At 59.8% G+C, this 18,631-nt stretch carries 22 protein-coding genes and 1 tRNA gene; 9 read left to right on the top strand and 14 right to left on the bottom strand.

Annotated features, from left to right (window positions below; translation table 11 throughout):
* Positions 1 to 223: 223 nt before the first annotated feature.
* Positions 224 to 454, bottom strand: coding sequence for an Lrp/AsnC ligand binding domain-containing protein (locus EOW68_RS15175; protein WP_128226013.1), 231 nt, complete (start codon positions 452 to 454; stop codon positions 224 to 226).
* 88 nt (positions 455 to 542) lie between these two features.
* On the opposite strand from EOW68_RS15175, the gene EOW68_RS15170 reads away from it, so the two are divergent.
* Entirely contained in the window at positions 543 to 1,226 is a 684-nt protein-coding gene (locus EOW68_RS15170; RefSeq protein ID WP_128226012.1) for a potassium channel family protein, read from the top strand.
* A gap of 2 nt (positions 1,227 to 1,228) precedes the next feature.
* Positions 1,229 to 1,459: an Lrp/AsnC family transcriptional regulator gene (locus tag EOW68_RS15165; RefSeq protein WP_128226011.1), complete on the top strand. Its 231-nt coding sequence runs from the start codon at positions 1,229 to 1,231 to the stop codon at positions 1,457 to 1,459.
* Here EOW68_RS15165 and EOW68_RS15160 read toward each other — a convergent pair.
* Together EOW68_RS15160 and EOW68_RS15155 are read right to left on the bottom strand one after the other, a co-directional pair.
* Positions 1,456 to 1,959 (bottom strand): DUF5813 family protein, encoded by a 504-nt coding sequence (locus tag EOW68_RS15160; RefSeq protein WP_128226010.1) that lies wholly within the window; start codon positions 1,957 to 1,959, stop codon positions 1,456 to 1,458. The two genes, EOW68_RS15165 and EOW68_RS15160, sit on opposite strands and share 4 nt — an antisense overlap.
* 315 nt (positions 1,960 to 2,274) lie before the next feature.
* Positions 2,275 to 2,359, bottom strand: a tRNA-Leu gene (locus EOW68_RS15155).
* Between the two features lie 172 nt (positions 2,360 to 2,531).
* On the opposite strand from EOW68_RS15155, the gene EOW68_RS15150 reads away from it, so the two are divergent.
* Positions 2,532 to 2,687: a rubrerythrin-like domain-containing protein gene (locus EOW68_RS15150; protein ID WP_128226009.1), complete on the top strand. Its 156-nt coding sequence runs from the start codon at positions 2,532 to 2,534 to the stop codon at positions 2,685 to 2,687.
* Between the two features lie 56 nt (positions 2,688 to 2,743).
* Here EOW68_RS15150 and EOW68_RS15145 read toward each other — a convergent pair whose 3' ends face one another.
* A complete protein-coding gene (locus EOW68_RS15145) occupies positions 2,744 to 2,965 on the bottom strand; it encodes a GNAT family N-acetyltransferase (protein WP_431358968.1) in 222 nt (73 codons plus the stop codon).
* A 146-nt stretch (positions 2,966 to 3,111) separates the two neighbouring features.
* On the opposite strand from EOW68_RS15145, the gene EOW68_RS15140 reads away from it, so the two are divergent.
* The 3 genes from EOW68_RS15140 (at position 3,112) to EOW68_RS15130 (ending at position 4,812) form a co-directional block, all read left to right on the top strand.
* Positions 3,112 to 3,306: a hypothetical protein gene (locus EOW68_RS15140; protein ID WP_128226007.1), complete on the top strand. Its 195-nt coding sequence runs from the start codon at positions 3,112 to 3,114 to the stop codon at positions 3,304 to 3,306.
* A 164-nt stretch (positions 3,307 to 3,470) separates the two neighbouring features.
* Entirely contained in the window at positions 3,471 to 4,223 is a 753-nt protein-coding gene (locus tag EOW68_RS15135; protein WP_431358967.1) for a sugar phosphate isomerase/epimerase family protein, read from the top strand.
* 46 nt (positions 4,224 to 4,269) lie between these two features.
* Positions 4,270 to 4,812 carry a GNAT family N-acetyltransferase gene (locus EOW68_RS15130; protein ID WP_128226005.1) on the top strand — a complete coding sequence of 181 codons (543 nt, stop codon included), beginning with the start codon at positions 4,270 to 4,272 and terminating at the stop codon, positions 4,810 to 4,812.
* Between the two features lie 16 nt (positions 4,813 to 4,828).
* Here the strand turns inward: EOW68_RS15130 and EOW68_RS15125 are convergent, their stop codons facing one another.
* From EOW68_RS15125 to EOW68_RS15100, 6 genes are all read right to left on the bottom strand, one after another.
* Complete coding sequence (locus tag EOW68_RS15125; protein ID WP_128226004.1) at positions 4,829 to 5,074, bottom strand: hypothetical protein; 246 nt, start codon at positions 5,072 to 5,074, stop codon at positions 4,829 to 4,831.
* 109 nt (positions 5,075 to 5,183) lie between these two features.
* Positions 5,184 to 5,519 carry a ferredoxin gene (locus EOW68_RS15120; RefSeq protein ID WP_128226003.1) on the bottom strand — a complete coding sequence of 112 codons (336 nt, stop codon included), beginning with the start codon at positions 5,517 to 5,519 and terminating at the stop codon, positions 5,184 to 5,186.
* 1 nt (position 5,520) lies between these two features.
* On the bottom strand, positions 5,521 to 6,033 hold the full coding sequence (locus tag EOW68_RS15115; protein WP_128226002.1) for a peptidylprolyl isomerase: 513 nt from the start codon (positions 6,031 to 6,033) through the stop codon (positions 5,521 to 5,523).
* Between the two features lie 158 nt (positions 6,034 to 6,191).
* Complete coding sequence (locus EOW68_RS15110; protein WP_128226001.1) at positions 6,192 to 7,472, bottom strand: PH domain-containing protein; 1,281 nt, start codon at positions 7,470 to 7,472, stop codon at positions 6,192 to 6,194.
* A gap of 82 nt (positions 7,473 to 7,554) precedes the next feature.
* A complete protein-coding gene (twy1, locus tag EOW68_RS15105; protein ID WP_128226000.1) occupies positions 7,555 to 8,529 on the bottom strand; it encodes a 4-demethylwyosine synthase TYW1 in 975 nt (324 codons plus the stop codon).
* 254 nt (positions 8,530 to 8,783) lie between these two features.
* Positions 8,784 to 9,329 (bottom strand): HIT family protein, encoded by a 546-nt coding sequence (locus EOW68_RS15100; RefSeq protein WP_128225999.1) that lies wholly within the window; start codon positions 9,327 to 9,329, stop codon positions 8,784 to 8,786.
* 509 nt (positions 9,330 to 9,838) lie between these two features.
* On the opposite strand from EOW68_RS15100, the gene EOW68_RS15095 reads away from it, so the two are divergent.
* The gene (locus EOW68_RS15095) at positions 9,839 to 10,039 is read left to right on the top strand and encodes a DUF7835 family putative zinc beta-ribbon protein (RefSeq protein ID WP_128225998.1); all 201 of its coding nucleotides are present in this window, start codon (positions 9,839 to 9,841) and stop codon (positions 10,037 to 10,039) included.
* Positions 10,040 to 10,048: 9 nt separating this feature from the next.
* On the opposite strand, the gene map is transcribed toward EOW68_RS15095, so the two are convergent.
* Together map and EOW68_RS15085 are read right to left on the bottom strand one after the other, a co-directional pair.
* Complete coding sequence (gene map, locus EOW68_RS15090) at positions 10,049 to 10,942, bottom strand: type II methionyl aminopeptidase (RefSeq protein WP_128225997.1); 894 nt, start codon at positions 10,940 to 10,942, stop codon at positions 10,049 to 10,051.
* A 44-nt stretch (positions 10,943 to 10,986) separates the two neighbouring features.
* Positions 10,987 to 11,841, bottom strand: coding sequence for an isoaspartyl peptidase/L-asparaginase (locus tag EOW68_RS15085; RefSeq protein ID WP_128225996.1), 855 nt, complete (start codon positions 11,839 to 11,841; stop codon positions 10,987 to 10,989).
* Positions 11,842 to 12,099: 258 nt separating this feature from the next.
* On the opposite strand from EOW68_RS15085, the gene icd reads away from it, so the two are divergent.
* On the top strand, positions 12,100 to 13,365 hold the full coding sequence (icd, locus tag EOW68_RS15080) for an isocitrate dehydrogenase (NADP(+)) (RefSeq protein WP_128225995.1): 1,266 nt from the start codon (positions 12,100 to 12,102) through the stop codon (positions 13,363 to 13,365).
* A 599-nt stretch (positions 13,366 to 13,964) separates the two neighbouring features.
* Here icd and EOW68_RS15075 read toward each other — a convergent pair.
* Together EOW68_RS15075 and EOW68_RS15070 are read right to left on the bottom strand one after the other, a co-directional pair.
* Positions 13,965 to 16,364, bottom strand: a complete 2,400-nt coding sequence (locus EOW68_RS15075) for a DEAD/DEAH box helicase (RefSeq protein WP_128225994.1) — start codon at positions 16,362 to 16,364, stop codon at positions 13,965 to 13,967.
* A 24-nt stretch (positions 16,365 to 16,388) separates the two neighbouring features.
* Positions 16,389 to 17,834, bottom strand: a complete 1,446-nt coding sequence (locus tag EOW68_RS15070; protein WP_128225993.1) for a ribonuclease H-like domain-containing protein — start codon at positions 17,832 to 17,834, stop codon at positions 16,389 to 16,391.
* A 142-nt stretch (positions 17,835 to 17,976) separates the two neighbouring features.
* Here EOW68_RS15070 and EOW68_RS15065 point away from each other — a divergent pair, with 142 nt between their 5' ends.
* Entirely contained in the window at positions 17,977 to 18,555 is a 579-nt protein-coding gene (locus EOW68_RS15065; RefSeq protein WP_431358966.1) for a DUF3179 domain-containing (seleno)protein, read from the top strand.
* The last annotated feature ends 76 nt before the right edge of the window (positions 18,556 to 18,631 follow it).

Genomic DNA, 18,631 nt, shown 5'->3' with positions numbered 1-18,631 from the left:
TAATTGTATCTTGTTAAAGCTGATGCTTATATTTGTGGTATATCTAAGAAATATATATGTGAATGTACATATGTTTTGTTAATAGTTAATACATGTAATATATGACGCTGTGTGTGGGATGTAGATTGGTACCAATTAACATGCTACAGCCGTGCTTTCCTCTCCTTTTGGGGAACCGTCACTGCCACACACCGCGGGAACCGTACGAAAACTGGTCGTTACCTCATTCCAGGCAGATGTACGTCCGCGTGTCGACAACTCCTTCTAGTTCTGTCAGATCTGTCGCGACTGCGTGGATAACCTCGTATACTTCCTCGCCCTCTGCCTCGACGATGATATCGTACTGACCGGCGACGACGTGAGCCTCCAGGACTGCCTCTTTCTCTTCGATCTGTTCACGGAGCGCTGCCGACTCCCCCGCGGTCGTTTTGACCATAATAAACGCCCGTACCATCGTGTAAAGTGGTATGTCGTGACATATCAAAAGTGTTCCCCCGGTGGGCCGGGATAGCTTTATTCATCTCCTTGCCGTACGATAGCACATGCGATTCATCATTCTCGGTGCGGGGCGCGTGGGACTGCGGACTGCACGCGCCATCAAAAGGAGCGATCACGAGGTGGTCATCGTCGACACCGACGAAGTGGCAATCGACCGCGCCACAGAGGAGGGGTTCGAGGTAATCCAGGGCGACGGTGCCGACGAGAGTGTTCTGCTCGAAGCCGGTATCGAGGACGCCGACGCTGTCGGTGCACTCACTGGCAATCTCAACGCGAACTATGCGGCCTGTACGATCGCGAACCAGTACGGCTGCCGGACCGTCATGCGCATCGACGAGGACTACCGGGAGGATATCTACCGCAAGTACGTCGAGGAGGTCGACCAGATCATCTTCCCCGAACGGCTCGGCGCGATCGTCGCGAAAAACGCGCTGACTGGCGGGAACATCCGGGCGATCGCCGACATCGAACAGAACCTCCAGATCGTGGAGTTTACGATCACCCAGGCGGCCCCCATGCGAGGATACACGTTGAGTGAACTCGAACTTCCGGGAGAGAGTCGCCTGCTCGCCTACGGAGAAAGCGAGGAGTCGCTTCGGCTCCCGACGTCCGACGATACACTGGAAGCGGGCGACCGCGTCGTGGTACTGGCTGACTCGGGGAAACTCGACGAGATCCGGCAGATCATCGTCGGACAGTCCAGCCGTGCAACGCCAGGAGGTGCATAAGTATGGTCAGAGCCTACATCATGGTCAAAGCACACACGAGCGAGGCGGACAGGCTAAAAGACACGATTTCGGGAATCGATGGCGTCGAGCGGGTCCACATCGTCGCGGGCGACGTGGATCTGATTGCCGTCGTCTCGGTGGATTCACCCGCCGAAGTGAAGGATATCGCGACAGGCGGGATCCAGTCGATCGACGGCGTCTCCGGTACCCAGACCTATCTCGCGATGGACTAGAGTGGTGTCCCCTGGTTGCCGGCATCAGATGCGGCCGAGAGCAGATCCGACACTGGCTCCTCGTACTCGTAGCCGGGGACGACTCCCTCGACGTACGTTCCCTCGACGTATTCGACGAACGTTTTCGCGATCGCTGTCGCCCGGTCTTCACTCCCCCACTCGAAGGTGTAGGTGACCTGTAGCTCGTCACCGATCTCCTCGACGTCGAAATCGTGCAACTCGACGTTCGAACGCGTCGATTTCGGTGCGTCTTCGAGTCTGCGTTCGAACGTCTCCCGCCAGCCGTCGAGCACTGCGGGGCCGACTGCCTCTGCTGTCGCGGCGTCCAGGGTCGGGACGTACACCGTGACTGTGTAGGTGTGTTTCCACTCCGGTCCCTCGCTCGCGGTCACGAACCCGTCGAAGACGGTTGTCGTGATCTCGTACCCCTCGTCGGCTACCTCGATCGCATCGTGTTTCTCGAACGCGTTTTTGGCTGTCTCTGGAATCTCCTTTGTCATTACCCAGTATATTTCTGGCAGAACCAAAAGCCCAGCGCGTTCGAGACGGTATACTCGCGGGGCGCTGGCGCTCCCCGCTCGTTGTCGAAGGCGCTCCCGTTTGGTCGCGCCATCCTATGCGAGGGCTGGGATTCGAACCACGCGAAGACATTCCGGGTCGCTCACTTCGTTCGCTTCCCGGGCTGTGTCTTCTCTACTTCGAATCCCTCCGTTTCGTATACACGCCTCTCACGTTCGTTCGAGGCGGTATACTCGCGGGTCGCTGGCGCTCCCCGCTCGTTGTCGAAGGCGCTCCCGTTTGGTCGCGCCTTCCTATGCGAGGGCTGGGATTCGAACCCAGGGACCCCTACGGGAGCGGGTCTTAAGCCCGCCGCCTTTGGCCAAGCTCAGCCACCCTCGCGCGTATGAGGTTCACGTGGGGAGCCGAAAAGTGGTTTCGGATTACCCGTCAGTTAGTTTTCCCCGTGATTCGTGCTCGTCTGTCATCCTGACCAGCAGCTTGCTACCGGCTGTATCCCTGTGTCCTGTTGGTTACCCATCATTTATTACACCTGCTTGTGTATTGTGAACAAATGCCAACCCAATCAGATCCAGCGCCGTGTGCTGAAGGTGAAGACCTGTACGAATGCCGGGACTGTCTGACCCGCCTCTGTAGCAACGACCGGGTCATGTCGTGTCCCGACTGTGGCGGGGAGATGGAGAACCTCTCGAAACCGCGACTGCAGTAACCACACAAAGGTTCGTGGGTCGATCCACGGCACCTTGTGCCGGTGATTTCTGGCCCCTATGCGTTCAGTCGTCTGTCCATCTTCCGTCGTCTGACCGCGTACCCCTGTGACTCGTACAGTGCTCGCGCTGGGTCGTTGTCTGCGTTGACACCGCGTTCGATATACTCGCAGTCCCCGTCGTCAGCCCAGCTCTCGGCCCGCTGTATGAGCCGTGTTCCGAATCCCTGATTGCGATATCCGGGACGAACGTACAGCTCTTCATACTGGTGGCTATACATTCGTAAAGAGAGTCGCATCCCGGGTGTGCGAAATTCTTCAGTTTCTTATAGCCACCAGTATCAACTGACGCCTCCCGGCCGCGAGCGAAGATCGGTGGCGACTCGCTCGCAGTGACGACTGCGTACCCTGTGATCGTGCTCTCTCCGTGCCCGGGTGTGTCGTCGCTCTCCGAGAGGACGATTGCGACATCGTCGTCCTCGAACTGACGCTCTCTGTGCTCGACGGCATCGTTTCGGACGGTCTCTGCTATCTCGTCGTAGGGGTCGAGTTCGTCCATCTCTTCGGCGAAGGGAAACCACAGGTCGTCGAGGAGCACCGGCAGTTCCAATGGGTTGGATAGTCATATCTATAGCCGTCAGCGTCGCTGATTGTATAACTTGCTCCGGTCGTCCTGTCTCGAACACGCCGGTCCTGTCGACGAACAAAAACAATAAGCCTCCTGCCTACTCACTGGACAAAACTGTAACAGTGAACATCGATCTCGGCTTTACGGTCGGTCTCGAAATGAAGTTTTCCGAGGCGGTCGACTGGGCCGCCGGAGAGGGATTCGAGTTCGTCGAACTCCTGCTCGATGGGCCCTACGCACGGGAGCGAATAGCTGACCACTCCGGAGAACTGCGAGAGCGACTCGAAGATCGTGGGATCGGTATCGTCGTCCATCTCCCGTTTACCCTCGATCCCGGCTCGCCGTTTACTCCCGTCCGGAACGGGGTCATCGAGGAACTGACAGCGGGGATGGATCTCGCCTCGGATCTCGGTGCCGAGACTGTCGTCTTCCATCCGTCGTCCGATGCCTGGGATCTCGGGTACAGGGTGGCCGAGCGCCGCGAGTTCGTCCACGACTCGCTCGACGTCCTCGTTCCGGCGGCCCGTGATCGTGGGCTGACTCCGGCGCTCGAGAACATCATCTCCAGTTACTACGATGCCGCTGCCTTCCCGGAGCTACTGGACAGATACCCCGACGCCGCGATGACGTTCGATACCAGCCACGCGCTGCTGACCGGGATGGACGAAGCCGAGATGGCCACGTTCTGTTCGGACCACGCCGACCGGATCGACCACCTCCACCTAGTCGACACCCGCGGTGGCGACGACGAGCATCTGCCCGTCGGAATGGGCCGCCTCGACTTCGAAACGGTTCTTGCTGGGCTCTCCGGCTGGTCGGGGACGGCCACGCTCGAGATCGGAACCGAGGATTACGATACCATCGCACTCGGGAAAACCCACACCGAGGAGATACTGGCTCGTCTCTCGTGAACACACCACAGTCACCTTTTTTATACGATGATCTGTAGGCCCTCGTATGCCTGGACCAGTGTTTCTCGAAGGGGAGACAGTATCGCTGCGGGCCATCGAGGAAGAAGACCTTCCATTCCTGCAGGCGGGCGTCAACGATCCGACAATCTGGCGTGCGATCGGAGCACCGGAGCCGGTCAACAGCCAGCAAGAACAGGCGTTTTTCGACGAGATCGTCTCTAGCGACGACTCGATCGACCTGCTGATCACCACCGATGATGAGCCTGTTGGGATCGTCAGCTTCTGGCCCGGTGACGGGGTAGTCTCGAAAGCAGAGCTTGGCTACTGGGTCGCACCCGACCACCACCGGCAGGGGTACGCGTCCGAAGCGACGGCGTTGATGGTCGACTACGGGTTCAGACAGCTCGGCTACCACCGGATCGAGGCCCGCGTCTTCGAGTACAACGACGCTTCACAGAACCTTCTCGAGGGGCTTGGCTTCGTCCGTGAGGGTGCCCACCGGGAGGCCGTCTTCGTCGACGGCGAGTACCAGGATACGCTCTGGTACAGCTTGCTCGAAAATGAGTGGGACGGTATAGACGCAGAATAGCGTCGATGTCTATCCGCTACGCCACTCCGATCCGGAGGCAGATGTCTGTCCAGGGAATACACAGCCCTTCTTGTCCGTCGACCAGCCGCCGGAGTCGTCTGACCACCGGGACTGATGCCGCACCGAAGAGTGCAGCCAGCGTCACTGCCGGAAACGCTGCTGCGACCAGTAGCGCGAAAAATCCGACGAGGGCGCCGACTGACACCGTGAGTAGCTTGGCAGGCGATTGCTCGTGTGGAACTGGATGTGGTCTTCGTCTCATATCTATAGAGATGGGAGTGACCACAATAAGTGTAATCTGAATAATATTTTTGTAGGCAAGTTTACTGAAACTTGCTTGAGTAAGGCTAGAAACAGGTTTTACCGAACTGTTACCAGTCCACAGAGAGTGTGCCGTCGCCGTTCGGGTCCGGCGCGATCTCCTCGCCGGTTTCACGATCGACGACGTGAATCACACCTTTGTCCTTCTTCGCCGGACAGACTTCGGCTGCTCGAACGTTCTCGTCGAGGTCGCTCTCCTCGATAAAATAGGCCTTCGGCTTCGCGATTCCCGTCGTCAGATCGAGTTCCCAGTTCCCCGAGACCTCCGCACACTTGCCCGCGCCGATGCATTTGTTGGCCTCGAAGATGATCTTGTACGGTTTCTCTTCGATCGGCGGCGCGTCCGTGCCGCCAATATCACTCGGATCGACGGGTTCGTCTGCCATGTTACCGGTGGACTTCGACGGCTTCGAGGTGAATCGGTGATTTTGGTTTGTCCTGTGGACCCGTATTCGCCGCGCCGATCTCCTCGACGACGTCCATCCCGTCGATCACTTTGCCGAAGACGGCGTGTTTGTCGTCCAGGTGTGGCTGCGGGCCGAGTGTGATGAAAAACTGCGAACCGTTCGTGTTGGGGCCGCGGTTCGCCATCGAGACGATGCCGGCCTCGTCGTGGCGCAGATCCGGGTGGAACTCGTCGTCGAACGTGTAGCCCGGACCGCCCTTTCCAGTCCCCGTCGGATCGCCCATCTGGACCATGAAATCGTCGATCACACGGTGGACCGGGATGTCGTCGTACAGCGGCTTCTCTTTCGTCTCGCCAGTCTCCGGATCCTCCCACTCCTTCTCACCCGTCGCCAGCCCGACGAAGTTCTCGACGGTGTTTGGCACTTTCTCGTCGTACAGTTCGATCTCGATATCGCCTTCGGAGGTCTGCAGTGTCGCAGTTAGCTCACTCATGGCTGTGGATGGGGCGGCTGGCAGTAAAGACGTGGCGATTGTATGACTCATAGTGATTATTGCGGTAATTTTCAGCACGGCAGCGAAACCGAGGCTGTTTCGCCCCTCCTCGACTGGTTCTATCGGAACCTGGCGGTAAAGACTCGCAATAATCACTATCACCGACAGTCGAGTCGTTTGGCGGTGATCCAGTCGAGTTGGTCGTCGAGCTCGGCCGGATCGCCGGTTCTGAACTCGGCGGCAAACTGCTGGGCCCGTTCTAACTGCTCGAGTGCAGCTTCGTACTGCTCGATTGCCGCGTCGGGGTTGCTCTCGGCCAGTTCGTCACCGCGTTGTTCGTACCGGCTGGCGAGTGTTTTGCGCTTGTCGATCAGCTTCGCGACGATGAGTTCGATTTTCAGTTTGATATCCCACGTTTCACCCTCGAACTCCAGATCGGTCCCCCACCCTGCTATCAGTGCATCGCGGTAGTGGTCGAACGCTTCCTGCCACGCTTCGACCTCGACGTCGAGTTTGTCCGTCCCGTCGGCCCGTTCACAGGCCTGTTTTGCCAGCGCCACCGGTCTGACTTCCAGATGCCTGAGCCGGTTGTCGACCGTCTCGAGTTTCGTTTCGATCGCCTGTGGCTCGGGTAGTTCGGCCTCCCAGGCGAGTTCGCGAGCGCGCTCGAGATGGTCGCCTGCCGCCCTGTAGCTGCGGTACGCGCCGGTATACTCTCTGGCGTCGGCCTGGTATTTCGCCTGGGTTATTAGCGTCTCGGCCCGGGTCAATCGGTTTCGAATTTCCGTCCGGACGTGTTCGGTTGCTGCCGAGTCGACTGTATCGACGAGCGCCTGTGGCGGTTCGATATCGGCGTCCGTCAGGTACGTTCTGGCGCGTTCGAGTTTGTTTCTCGCGGCTTTCCGTGGCTGTTCCGCACCGTCGATATCGCCGTCTTCCAGCCGTTCTCCCATCGTCTCTGTCTGTTCCTCTGCATCTTCGACCGCGGAGACAACTCGTTCCCAACATTCGGCGGCTGCGTCGATGTAGTGAACTGCAGCCCCGAGCTCGTCTGCATTGGCTATTTTGAACCGGTACTCGCCTTCTCCCCAGGCTTTCACGGTCAGCTTCGACCGGATCAGTCCGTCCTTCGCGTCGACTGATCGCACGCTCGTGTAGCTGATCTCCCGCACTGTGTTGGTCTCCTCGTTTGCCAGCACGAAAAGCAACTTCTCGTCGGTCACCAGCGCGAGCGACTGCCCGCCTGGTGGTTTTTCGATGGTTTCTGTTCCGCTCTTTCGTTCGTGGACCAGCCCCGCTTTGCCCGGAAGACGGTATTTCGCCCGTTCGCCCTCCGTGAGCTCTCCCTTCACCGCCGAGACGACCGCTTCTGATGGCTCTGCCGGTGACGAGCCACCTGGCACTAATTTGTCGCGTAATCTCTCGTTTGTCAGTGACATACTCCCCAACCCGCTCTTATTATTCTGTTTGTAAGTTCTCCCTCTTAACCATTCCTGCCGATCTAATTATCAATACTGATCTCTACTGTGTGATCGGATCTCGCTCCCAGAACTCGCTGGATTTCTTCAGCTTTGGTACCCAGGTGTCGGTGTCGAGTGCTAGCATCGCGACGCGGGAGGCCGGTACCTCTTTGCGTTCGTCGTGTGGCAGAAACTCCTGCATCCGTTCGGCGAATTCGACGACTTCCTCGTGTTCGGGCATCGAATCCCTGTCGAGTCGGCCCCGCGAGTGGCCGACGTGCATGTAGGCTTTCAGTTCGACGAAATCCGCCCTGGCGCGTTCACACATCGTCGCGTACCACTCGGGGTGGTGCATGTTGTGGTCTTTGACGAGCGTCGTCCGGATAACCGTCCGCGTCTCCGGTTTCTCGGCCAGTACGTCGAGTGTGTCGATCAGTCGTTCCCAGGCGTCGTCGTCGACAGCTTTCACCGTCTCGTCGAAGGTCTGTCGGTCCGGCGCGTCGACGGAGACGTACAGCTGGGTCGGATCACACTCCGCGAGCACGTCGGGTTTGGTTCCGTTCGAGACCAGGAAGGTCGTAATATCGCGGTCGTGAAACTCCTCGATCAGTTCGGGCAGGTAGGGGTACAGCGACGGTTCGCCGTCGAGTGAGATCGCGACGTGCCGGGGCTCCATCGCCTCGTCGAACCGTTCGCGGGGGACCTCTTCGTTGCCACCAAAGCCCGAGAGCAGTTTCGTCTGTAACTCGATGGAGGCGTCGGCGACTGCTGCTGGATCGTCCCACTCGACGTCGCCCAGCTCGTAGGCGTGTCCCGCGTGATCGCGCCAGCAGAAGACACACCGCTCGTTACATTTCACGACGGGCGTCATCTGGATACAGCGGTGTGACTCGATACCGTAGAAGATGTTCTTGTAACACTTTCCCTCGCCACGCATCGCGTTTTTCGTCCAGCCACACGTCTGGACTGCCGTGTGGTTCTCGCTGTGGTAGCTGGGGTTGTCTACCTGTTTCGGGCCACCCTCGGAGTCGCTCATGTTCTGAGAGACACGGTTCCAGCGGGTAAAGCGTTCTTCTCTTGAGTGACACGCCTCGACATTGCGTTCCGTCCGAAAACGTGGGATGGAAAGAGAGACAGTTGCAGTGTGGGGGGATCTGCAACCGTGGAATGTGGGGGATAGCGATTCGCTGTGGGGGGGATAGTGAATCGCAGTGGGGGATTCGTGGGGAATACACCCCACTTACAAAGTTTACTACATGAAGAATAAATCTTGTGGTACGTGTAAGTAATTCACGGCTCATCCACAACTATTGCCGTCTCAGTGTTCCCGGAGTGGGTGCCGTCCTGGGAGCGAAACGCTTCGTGCAATCGGTCGTACGTGTCGAGGACCGCCTCGACGATTACTTTCGTGTCGGAGATCGTCGGCATGAAGTTCGTATCACCCTCCCAGCGGGGGACGACGTGGGCGTGGAGGTGGTCACCGATCGAGCCACCGGCAGCGGTACTTCCGAGGTTGTAGCCCACATTGTAGCCGTCGGGTCCGAGCGCTTCGTCCATCGCGTCGATCGTCCGCTGGACGAGTCGCTCTTTTTCGAGCAGGCTCTGCTCGTCGAGATCGCGGTACTCGCCGGTGTGTTCTCGGGGGACGATCAGTGCGTGGCCCGGATTGTACGGGTAGTTGTTGAGCAGTACGTATGCATTCTCGCTGTCTGCCAGATGGTAGTACTCGCGGTGTGGCTCACGGTCGGGTAGTTCACAGAAGACACAGTCGTCGAACTCCGAGCCGGTCTCGCGTTCGACCCACTCGATACGCCACGGCGCAAATACCTGCTCCATATCCACAGTAGATGCCCGTACGTGGAAGATGTACCGGTCTCACCCGAATCGACTCACCGAACATCACGACCTCTCCGACGAGTAACGGGAAACGGTGACAGCCGAACCAAACCGACAGTTCGATTCCCGGTGCAAAAATCGTATACTGAATTTGGCCCGATTTTTCAGTACAGACGCATCGAGACAATCATCGCGAACTGCGATCTGAACCCGATAAAATATCCCTTCTTGCGTATAGACCGGCCTGCCCTACATCTCGATTGGGGATTTCAGTTCTGATTATTGGGGCCGGATTTCCTGTCGAACAGATCACAGACACTATCTTTAAAGTTATATTTAAATTTTTCGGCCGTTCAATCTGAGAGAGCTGAAATATTGTCTCTCGACGCTCGATAAACGGTTTACTGGAGGGAGAACACTCAGACCATCAAAACCGACTCCAGTGTGGCGATAAACGGACTCAACGATCGGCCTTTTTTATATCCCGATAGCCCTTCTCTACTGGTACAATGGCCGCTATAGACGACTCGATTGCAGATATGACCGAGGAGTGTTCCAGCTGTGACCGACAGACGCCACACACCGTTTCGGTCGAAATTCTCACCGAAAGCGCCAAAGAAGAGAACTCGGAGTACTCCCGCGAGCCGTACCGCGTCAGCGAGTGTCTCGAGTGTGGGGAGACGACAACGCGACGCATGAACAACGCCTGATCGCTACGCTCAGCGCGTCGTGACTTCACAGCCGTCTTCGGTTACGATGACTGTATGTTCTTTCTGGCTGACGTAACAGCCTTCCTTCTCCTTCAGGACCGGATAGCCGTGGACGATATCCTGCTGTTTGAGTCGCCGGAGTGCGAGTTCCGGCCGTGAGGTATCGAGCCATCGAGTCGCGAAGGGGAGTGTCCGGAACTCCTCGGTGATCTGATCGAGCGCCTGGCGGGCCTGGCGGTCCCGGATCGACCGCTCGGATTCGAGCGCGAAGATCTCCTCCGAGCTTCCTTCTTTCACTTTCCCACCACCGTCGGTCGCAAACGGTTCGATCGCCACGACATCACCGACCGCCAGGGTCGTTCCCTCCGGAACCTTCCGGTTCGGAATGTTCGGTGTCGTGTGCTGTTCCCAGTGGCCCAGCCCGTGACCGGTGAGGTTGACGACCGGGTTGTAGCCGTAGCCGTCGATGGTTCGACCGATCACGTCGCCCAGAAGCGCCGTGTTGATCCCGGGTTCGATCATATCTAGAACCGCGTCTAGCGCTTCGGCCGAGGCCTCGACGAGTTCGTCGTGGCCAGAGAGATCGACCGTGATCGCCGAATCTGCCAGCCAGCCGTCGACGTGGACACCGATGTCGATGTTGATCATCTCCTCGCCGAAGGTGGCGCCGTCGTCGATCCCTGGCGTCGCGTGCGCGGCTTCCTCGTCGATCGAGATATTCAGCGGGAAGGCGGGTTTTCCGCCGAGTTCCCGGATGCGGTCTTCGGCCCACTCCGCGAGTTCGAGGTGGCTCGCGCCGACCTCGATCCGGTCGACGGCCTCGTCACGAACTGTCTGGAGGATTTCGCCTGCCTCCCGATGTTTCTGGTACTGCTCGGAGTCGAGATCCACGTCGCTGCTCATGCTCGTCATTTGGCGGTCAGCGGCATAGGCGTACCGTCTCGGCGTCAGTATCTGCTTGCCGCTGCCGTTTGCATCCCGTCAGAGTTGAACGCACTCCCGGTCCGGCCGTCGATGTCGACTGCGATCACGCCCGCTTCAGCCCCTGTCTCGGCCCCAAACCCGCGGATCGTCCGGTCTGTCGCTGTTTCCGGGTCGTCACCGTTTTCCATCGCGTCGACGACCCGGCGCGCGAGCCCGAAGCGGGCGATCGCCTCGCCTGCGCCAGTTGTGCTCGCGGCCGCGTGTTCCGTGGCGTAGAACCCTGCACCGATCTGTGGAACGTCACCGACTCGTCCTGCGAGTGCACACCAGCGACCGCCAGTGGAGGTGACAGCTGCGATCCCATCGCCGTCGGTCGCGACTGCGCCCACCGTATCGATGCCGCCGAACTGCTCGCGGACGAATTCGAGCTGCTCCCGCGTCTCGTCGCCGGGTGCAGGTAGCTCCGCCCAGCGCTCTCCGGTCGCTGGACTCCAGAGATCGACGCCAGTCGGAATATCGAACGCCTCGGCGATATCGACTGCCTGCTGTCCAGAGACGAGGACGTGAGGTGTCTCTTCGGCGACGACCTGGGCAACACCAGCAGCGTGCTCGACACCCGGCATCGAGCAGGCGGCTCCAGTCGTGCCCGCACCTGTCATCACTCCTGCGTCGGTTCGGATTATCCCATCGCTCTGGACTGCGCTCCCGACACCGGCGTTGAAGCGTGGATCCGCCTCCAGGACGCGTACGGTCGTGACCGCTGCGGTCAGCGGCTCCGCTGTCTCTGCGCCAACAGCCGCTGCCCGGTCGAGGACCTGCTGTCGCTGTTTGGGGTCGTCCGGTACACCGCCGGCCCCGCCGTGGACCACCAGTTCCATACGAAAGCTTTGCTGCTGACCCAGGATAACTCATGTCACCGAACGCGTTTCGCGACGCATGCTGGTAGCCGAACGATGTGTTGTCTCCCCTATCATAATATCAATCAGTTGAATTTATACTATATTTTTGTGTCACTGTCCACCTTCTCTCGGCGAAATTAACGGTTCTCCGCATAAACCAACGTTCGTGTTTGTTGGCTAGAATATATCTCGACGAAAGCGGCATAACTTTACAGCCCCATACAGAACGTCCTATATATGGAATTCGACCAGATCGAGGTACCCGATGAGGGTCAAGCTGTAGAGGTCATCGACGAAGAGGCAGACGAACTCGAGGTGCCGGAAAACCCGATCGTCCCGATTCTGTACGGCGATGGGATCGGGACGGATGTCGGTCCTGCCGCACAGCAGGTCATGGACGCTGCCGCGGCGGCGACCGGGCGGGAGATTAGCTGGATGCGTGTCTACGCCGGTGAGACCGCACGCGAGATGTACGACGGCGAGAACCTGCCCGAGGATACCGTCGAGGCGCTCCGGAAGTTCCGGATCGCGATCAAAGGGCCGCTGACGACGCCAGTCGGTGCCGGGTTCCGATCGCTGAACGTCGCCCTCCGAAAGCGACTCGACACCTACTCGAACGTTCGACCGACCTACCATCTCGACGGCGTGCCCTCGCCCGTCAAAAACCCCGGGCAGATGGATATGGTCACCTTCCGAGAGAACACCGAGGATGTCTACGCTGGCATCGAGTGGGAGGAAGGGACCGAGGAAGTCGAGCAGGTCAAGGAGTTCGTCGAAGGGGAGATGGGCTTCGATAACACGATCCACGATGGTGCAGTCGGGATCGGTGTCAAGCCGATCACCGAGTTCGGGACCAAACGACTCGTCCGCAAAGCAATCGACTACGCGCTCGAACACGACCGTGACTCGGTCACCCTGGTCCACAAGGGCAACATCATGAAGTTCACCGAGGGCCAGTTCCGCGACTGGGGGTACGAGGTCGCAGCAGAGGAGTACGGCGACGAGGTCATCACCGAGGACACGCTCTGGGAGGAGCAGGACGGCGAACAGCCCGACGACGCCGTCGTCGTCAACGACCGTATCGCGGACAACATGCTCCAGCAGATCCTGACCCGCACCGACCAGTACGACGTCATCGCCACGATGAATCTTAACGGTGACTATCTCTCCGACGCCTGTGGTGCCCAGATCGGTGGCCTGGGGATCGCACCTGGTGCGAACTTCGGCGACGCACGCTGTCTCGCAGAGCCCGTCCACGGCTCGGCCCCGAAATACGCCGGCCAGGACAAGGTCAACCCGACCGCGATGATGCTCTCCGGTGTCCTCCTGTTCGATTACATGGGCTGGGGCGACGCTGCCGAACTCATCAAAGACGCCGTCGAGGAGACGATCTCCTCGAAGAAGGTCACCTACGATCTCCACCGCCAGATCGAGGGCGGTGAGAAACTCGCAACCTCCGAATTCGCCGACGCTGTCGTCGAAAACATCGAGACGTTGGCATAGGCAACGTCTCGGGCTTTTGCGGCGGAGCCGCAAAAATATCGAGAAACTCGCATAACGAGTTTTTCTGACTCTGGCGGCCACGCCGCCAGCAACCCTCATTTGCTGCTCCGCTCCGATTTGCCTCTCTCTGTTGCTTCGCTCTTATCTCTCCCAGCGACCGCTGCTTCTTCGAGAATATAACTTCTCTCTGCTATTTTGATACCGACGAGCCAGTCCCATCCACCGACTGGAAACTACTTTTTCTAATTTATCCACCTATATCTCGGGATCCTTCAGAAATAAATCCGATTTTATATTTTCCGCTGAAACGTCATGAACTTCCCTTATAAATATAGGTCTTTTAATCGATAATAGGAGCATAATGCTTTAATAGGAATAGGATCTATCATCATTTGTAATGCCTACCTGCAACCAGTGTGGTACGCGGATGAGCCACAATGACGAGACGACAAAGCTCACAGAGTACGTCTGTCCAAACTGTCACAACACCGAAATCGCGTACAAGTCCACGTACCGCGTAACTGCCTGACGGGGGATTCTCGTTTTTCTGGTTTCCTCGCTGGCGAGCGGAAGCGCCACCTCCTGATCCCGCCTCTCGATCAGAGCTGTGCGAGCAGCCTGTCGAGCACCTCGACGGTCGCCTCGGTGTGCAGGAACTGGTTCTGGTTGCCACACTGTGAGTCCATGATACAGGCCGGACAGCCACCGGTGCCCGAACAGTCACAGGCGTCGACGCGCTGGCGCGTGCGGCGAGCGATCGGCTCGAACCGGTCGTAGATCCGCTTGCAGAAACCCAGTCCCCCCTCGACCGCGCCGTGGATGAACCACGTCGGCACGCCCGTCTCCTCGTGTCGTGGCGTGCTCAGCCCGCCGAGATCCGACTTGTCCATCCGCAACTCCAGCGGTGTGAGCTTGATCATCCCGTGTTCCGCGCCGTGGAGCCCGCCGCCGAAGATATCCATGCCGTCCCGTTCGGTCAGCGACGCGGGATCCTCGCCGGTGACTGTCTGGAGAATCTCGTCGCGCAGGCGTTCCGGCGTCTCGACCCAGACCAGCTGGGTGCGCAACTCGATCGGATCGAGTCCGGTCGGCCGCAACGGTGCGCTCGTCTTCCCGGAACTGATCTCCTTGCGCCGGTAGTGGGTGTAGTGGATCTCGACGGTACCGGTCCCCCAGGCAAGCCGGTAGCCGTCACCAAGATCCCGGCTCTCCTCGACATCGAGATCACGGATCGTCTTCTCCGACAGTGTCTCAGTGTACTCGTCTGTCCTGACCTCCTGTACGGTGATCGAGGGATGGGGCAGCTGTTCGTCGAACTCGACGACCTCGTACTGTGCGCCGTCGTGCAAAAAGAGCGCCCCCTCGTGGTGATCGCGGTAGGCCCGCTCTCTGTCGATTGGCTCCATGTCGATCTCCCCGTTCTGACAGGTGACCCTGAACTGGATATCTGAACTGCCGTACAGCGAGATATCCGCCTGCGGTCGTGGCGAGCCAGTGTAGCGCACGCTCCGGGAGAGATCACCGGCAAGCTCCCCGGCGTCGCACCACATTTCGACGGCGCGGTCCAGTCGCTGTCCGTCGAAGTACTCCCGGTCAGCGCCCGTCAGTGGCGATTCCTCCGCTGCAGCGAGGACGTGTTTCGCGTAGACGGGGTTGTTCTCCAATCCGATGACTGCATCTTCGATCGCGTCGCCGAGGACGTACTCCGGATTGTCGAGGATGAACTGGTCGATCGCGTCCGCGCGGGCGACGAACACCGAGAGTGCATCGGCCTCGCCCCGGCCCGACCGGCCGACCTGCTGCCAGAACGACTGTCTGGTACCCGGATAGCCGGTCAGAATCGTCGCGTCCATCGAGCCGATATCGATCCCGAGTTCGAGCGCGTTCGTCGAGGTGACGCCGTCGAGCTGGCCAGTTTTGAACTCGTACTCCGTCCCCCGGCGTGTCTCCTTGCCGAGTCCAGCGTGGTAGGGTTCGACGGAGAGATAGCTACCGTCAGGGTGATTGCTCGCGGCACTCCCGGCGTACTTCGCGCCGAGTTCGGCGTTCTTCCGGCTCCGGGTGAACATGAGCGTCTGGACGCCCGACAGCCCGAGATGGGCGAGAACCGAACTCGCCTCGCGGACAGGGTTGGTCTGTGCCGCCCGGAACTCCTCGAAGGTCGCATCCTCTCCGAGTTCGTCATCGGCGACCGGCGGTTTCCAGAAGGCGATATCCCGCTGTCCGTGTGGGGAGCCATCCGCCTCGACGACAGTAAACTCCCGCCCGGTCAGCCGCTCGGAGTGCTCTCTGGGGTTGCCGATCGTCGCCGAGGTGCAGACGATCTGTGGATCGCTCCCGTAGTTGTCGAGAATCCTGCGCAGTCGACGGATCGTCCAGGCGACGTGCATCCCGTGGACGCCCGTGTAGCTGTGGGATTCGTCGATGGCGAGCAGTTCGCAGTCGCCGAAAAACGAGTGCCAGCGCGTGTGCGAGCCCAGATAGACGTTGGCGCCCGCGAAGTTCGTGATGATCACGTCCGCGTTCTCCCGGATCCGCTTGCGGCGGTCACTCGGCGTATCGCCGTCGTAGACCTCGACGGAGAGATCCAGCCCTAACTGTTCGAAGAGTCCGTTGAGTTCCTGTTGCTGGTCACGGGAGAGTGCCTTCGTCGGATAGACGAGCAGCGCTGTCGAGTCGGGGTTCGCGAGGTGGTTCCGGGCGATCTGGAGGGCGTAGACGTACGTTTTGCCCGATGAGGTCGACGTTGCGACACAGACGTTCTCGCCCCGTTCGAGTCGTTCGAGCGCCCGTGCCTGGTGAGTGTAGAGATCACCGACCACATCTGTGAACTCCGCAGCGAGGTGGCCCCCGAGCACTTCGTGGGGATCGACGTACTGGGCCACCTCCGCCGGGACTGTCTCGGCGTGGACCAGCTGGTCGTCGTAGTTCGGTACTGTCCGTTCCAGTCCCTGTGCCGTGGTCGGGGCGTGCTCTGGTGGCTCTGACTCCTTGCTCATCGTCTCCTCTGGTTCATTTCTGGATCACCACTCCGAGAGTGTTCCCTGTGTCGTCTCGGTTTGCGTGGTAGTGTCGTCGTCATTGTTCGATTCGATCCGACCGCTCGCTTCGAGTGCGTCGTAGACGACGGCGAGTGCTCGCACGTCGTCCTCGCAGTAGCCGCTGAACCGCTCCCAGTCCGGCTCCGTCTCCGGCGAGCGGTCGGCCATCCACTGGCGATACTGTCTGGCCACTGCTGCGCCTGTCAGTGCCTCCTCTTCTCGCTCGTACCCGAGCGCCGCCGCGACGTCTTCGAGTTTGTTCGTCCGGCCCGGGAGAATCGCGTTTCCGTTCGTGACCGCCCACTGGTAGGGATCGAACCGGTACGTGCTGGTCCAGTCCTCGGCGTAGTGTGAGCAGTGTTCGACGAGCTGCTCGTGGAGCACCTCGAAATCGAACCGCCAGCCGTTGTAGGCGACCAGCGGCCGGTGGCTCGCGTTCGCTGTGTACCAGGCCACGAAATCCTCGATTGCCCGCCCGGGGTCGTCGGGATCGGTCTGCAAGAAGGAGATATAGTTTCCCCCCGAGGCCGACCCATCGAGCACGCCGACCAGCCACGTAATCGTCGGGGAGAGTCCGTCTGTTTCGATATCGACGAAGACCGGATCGCCGTCGGGCAGTGGCTCGGAGCCCGTCCGGACCACCTCACCTCGGCTGATCGCCTCGGCACTCTGCTGGATCCGGCCGGCAGTGGTGGTGCCGATTCCGGCGAGGTCGGCCAGCCGTGTCCGATCGGCACTCGCGATCAGTTCGCGACTCGTATAGCCTGCTTCGCGAAGTGTGCGGGCACGACTCGGCCCCACCCGATCGAGCGCCTGCAAACCGAGTCGGTCCGGTCGGACTGTGTGGGTCAAGATCTCGCCGTCACTTCGGCAATCCAGCGCGACGAGTGGGCTGTCACTGGCTCCGGACTCGTCTCCCCCACCGACGATCGACAGCCCGTCCCACTGCTGCCGGTACTCTGCGGGTAACGCCGTCGAGATGTGGACGTACTCGCCGTCGAGTCCCTCTGCCCCGAGTGCCTCGCTGTAGGCGTCTTTCCCGACGAGTGTCGTGGAGAGTGTGGTCGTATCCACGTCCAGTTCGAGCAGATTGCTCACGACGTAGGTCGGTTCGTCGGTGTCGAACTGGTCTGCTTCCTGCCGTGCGATCGCTTCGACAGCGTCGAGGTCGGGTGCAAAGCAGAACTGGATGCCCCCGATCTCCACCGGACCGCGTTTCCCGTTTCCACCGGCGGGATCGAACAACACTGTCTCGGGTGGACAGTGCCGGCGAAGCGTGTTCATCGCTCGCGGGGCTGGCGCTGCCCCTGTCAGAACGATCCCATCCGGCTCGACGTACGCCAGCCAGTCCTCGACTGTCGTCGCCGTCGCTCGCTGGAGAAACGCCGGGGTGACGGCGGCCAATCGTGCCGTTGCGAGCGACGACATCCTCTCGCCGGTAGGTAGGACTGGGAGGGGCTTGAGAGTTTCACCCGCAACCGGGTGGTTCCATTACGAAACTACTGCTTTCGTGTGGTAACCACGCACAATCACGCGTCTTTGATCTGGTCTCACGCGCTATCTTTGTTCAATGACAGTTCGTCTTTCCCGCCGTTCGCTGCTCGCGGCCCTCGGTGCCGGTACCGTGGTGCTCGCTGGCTGCAGTTCGCTGACTACCGACGGAGGACAGCAGGTATCGCAAGGAGAGATCGAGGAGAGTATGTTCGTCGGTGACGATCCACCGACCGACGAACCGGCGAACGCACCGCCGTTTGGCGACCGCAAACTACCGATTCCCGTCTCACTCGCCGACCTGGAACGGAACGCACAGGATGGCGGCCCGCCGAAAGACGGAATCCCCTCGATCGACGATCCGACGTTCGTCTCACCCGGGGAGGCGATCGGGCTGGACGACGATTCGACTGTGCTGGCCGTCGGTGGTGACGATCCAAAAGCCTACCCCCGGCGGATTCTCGTCCACCACGAGATCGTCAACGACGAGATCGACGGCACGCCGGTCAGCGTCACATACTGCCCGCTGACGGGGACTGCCCAGGGGTTCGAACGCGGCGAGACGGAGTTCGGTGTCTCCGGGCGACTGATCAACAACAACCTGGTCCATCCGTCTTTAGCTAAGCCACCTCTGCGGTTCTTGGCTGGATACCGGTAGCCAGTCGTTCCTGAAGCACGAGACGCTGCTGATGGATTTTTTGGGCATCTTCGATTAGCCGATCCAACAGCGGTGG

The organism is Halovenus amylolytica (assembly GCA_004015825.1).
Lineage (GTDB): Archaea > Halobacteriota > Halobacteria > Halobacteriales > Haloarculaceae > Halovenus > Halovenus amylolytica.
Note: the sequence above shows the minus strand (reverse complement) of the source record. Positions and strands in the feature narration are given on the sequence as shown.

Coding starts and splice junctions, on each gene's coding strand:
- EOW68_RS15065 (WP_431358966.1), top strand. CDS start 17,977: ATGACAGTTCGTCTTTCCCGCCGTTCGCTGCTCGCGGCCCTCGGTGCC.
- EOW68_RS15110 (WP_128226001.1), bottom strand. CDS start 7,472: ATGTCACTGACAAACGAGAGATTACGCGACAAATTAGTGCCAGGTGGC.
- EOW68_RS15175 (WP_128226013.1), bottom strand. CDS start 454: ATGGTACGGGCGTTTATTATGGTCAAAACGACCGCGGGGGAGTCGGCA.
- icd (WP_128225995.1), top strand. CDS start 12,100: ATGGAATTCGACCAGATCGAGGTACCCGATGAGGGTCAAGCTGTAGAG.
- EOW68_RS15115 (WP_128226002.1), bottom strand. CDS start 6,033: ATGAGTGAGCTAACTGCGACACTGCAGACCTCCGAAGGCGATATCGAG.
- twy1 (WP_128226000.1), bottom strand. CDS start 8,529: ATGAGCGACTCCGAGGGTGGCCCGAAACAGGTAGACAACCCCAGCTAC.
- EOW68_RS15170 (WP_128226012.1), top strand. CDS start 543: ATGCGATTCATCATTCTCGGTGCGGGGCGCGTGGGACTGCGGACTGCA.
- EOW68_RS15130 (WP_128226005.1), top strand. CDS start 4,270: ATGCCTGGACCAGTGTTTCTCGAAGGGGAGACAGTATCGCTGCGGGCC.
- EOW68_RS15125 (WP_128226004.1), bottom strand. CDS start 5,074: ATGAGACGAAGACCACATCCAGTTCCACACGAGCAATCGCCTGCCAAG.
- EOW68_RS15075 (WP_128225994.1), bottom strand. CDS start 16,364: ATGAGCAAGGAGTCAGAGCCACCAGAGCACGCCCCGACCACGGCACAG.
- EOW68_RS15120 (WP_128226003.1), bottom strand. CDS start 5,519: ATGGCAGACGAACCCGTCGATCCGAGTGATATTGGCGGCACGGACGCG.
- EOW68_RS15085 (WP_128225996.1), bottom strand. CDS start 11,841: ATGGAACTGGTGGTCCACGGCGGGGCCGGCGGTGTACCGGACGACCCC.
- EOW68_RS15135 (WP_431358967.1), top strand. CDS start 3,471: ATGAAGTTTTCCGAGGCGGTCGACTGGGCCGCCGGAGAGGGATTCGAG.
- EOW68_RS15150 (WP_128226009.1), top strand. CDS start 2,532: ATGCCAACCCAATCAGATCCAGCGCCGTGTGCTGAAGGTGAAGACCTG.
- EOW68_RS15070 (WP_128225993.1), bottom strand. CDS start 17,834: ATGTCGTCGCTCGCAACGGCACGATTGGCCGCCGTCACCCCGGCGTTT.
- EOW68_RS15095 (WP_128225998.1), top strand. CDS start 9,839: ATGGCCGCTATAGACGACTCGATTGCAGATATGACCGAGGAGTGTTCC.
- EOW68_RS15160 (WP_128226010.1), bottom strand. CDS start 1,959: ATGACAAAGGAGATTCCAGAGACAGCCAAAAACGCGTTCGAGAAACAC.
- map (WP_128225997.1), bottom strand. CDS start 10,942: ATGAGCAGCGACGTGGATCTCGACTCCGAGCAGTACCAGAAACATCGG.
- EOW68_RS15145 (WP_431358968.1), bottom strand. CDS start 2,965: ATGTATAGCCACCAGTATGAAGAGCTGTACGTTCGTCCCGGATATCGC.
- EOW68_RS15165 (WP_128226011.1), top strand. CDS start 1,229: ATGGTCAGAGCCTACATCATGGTCAAAGCACACACGAGCGAGGCGGAC.
- EOW68_RS15100 (WP_128225999.1), bottom strand. CDS start 9,329: ATGGAGCAGGTATTTGCGCCGTGGCGTATCGAGTGGGTCGAACGCGAG.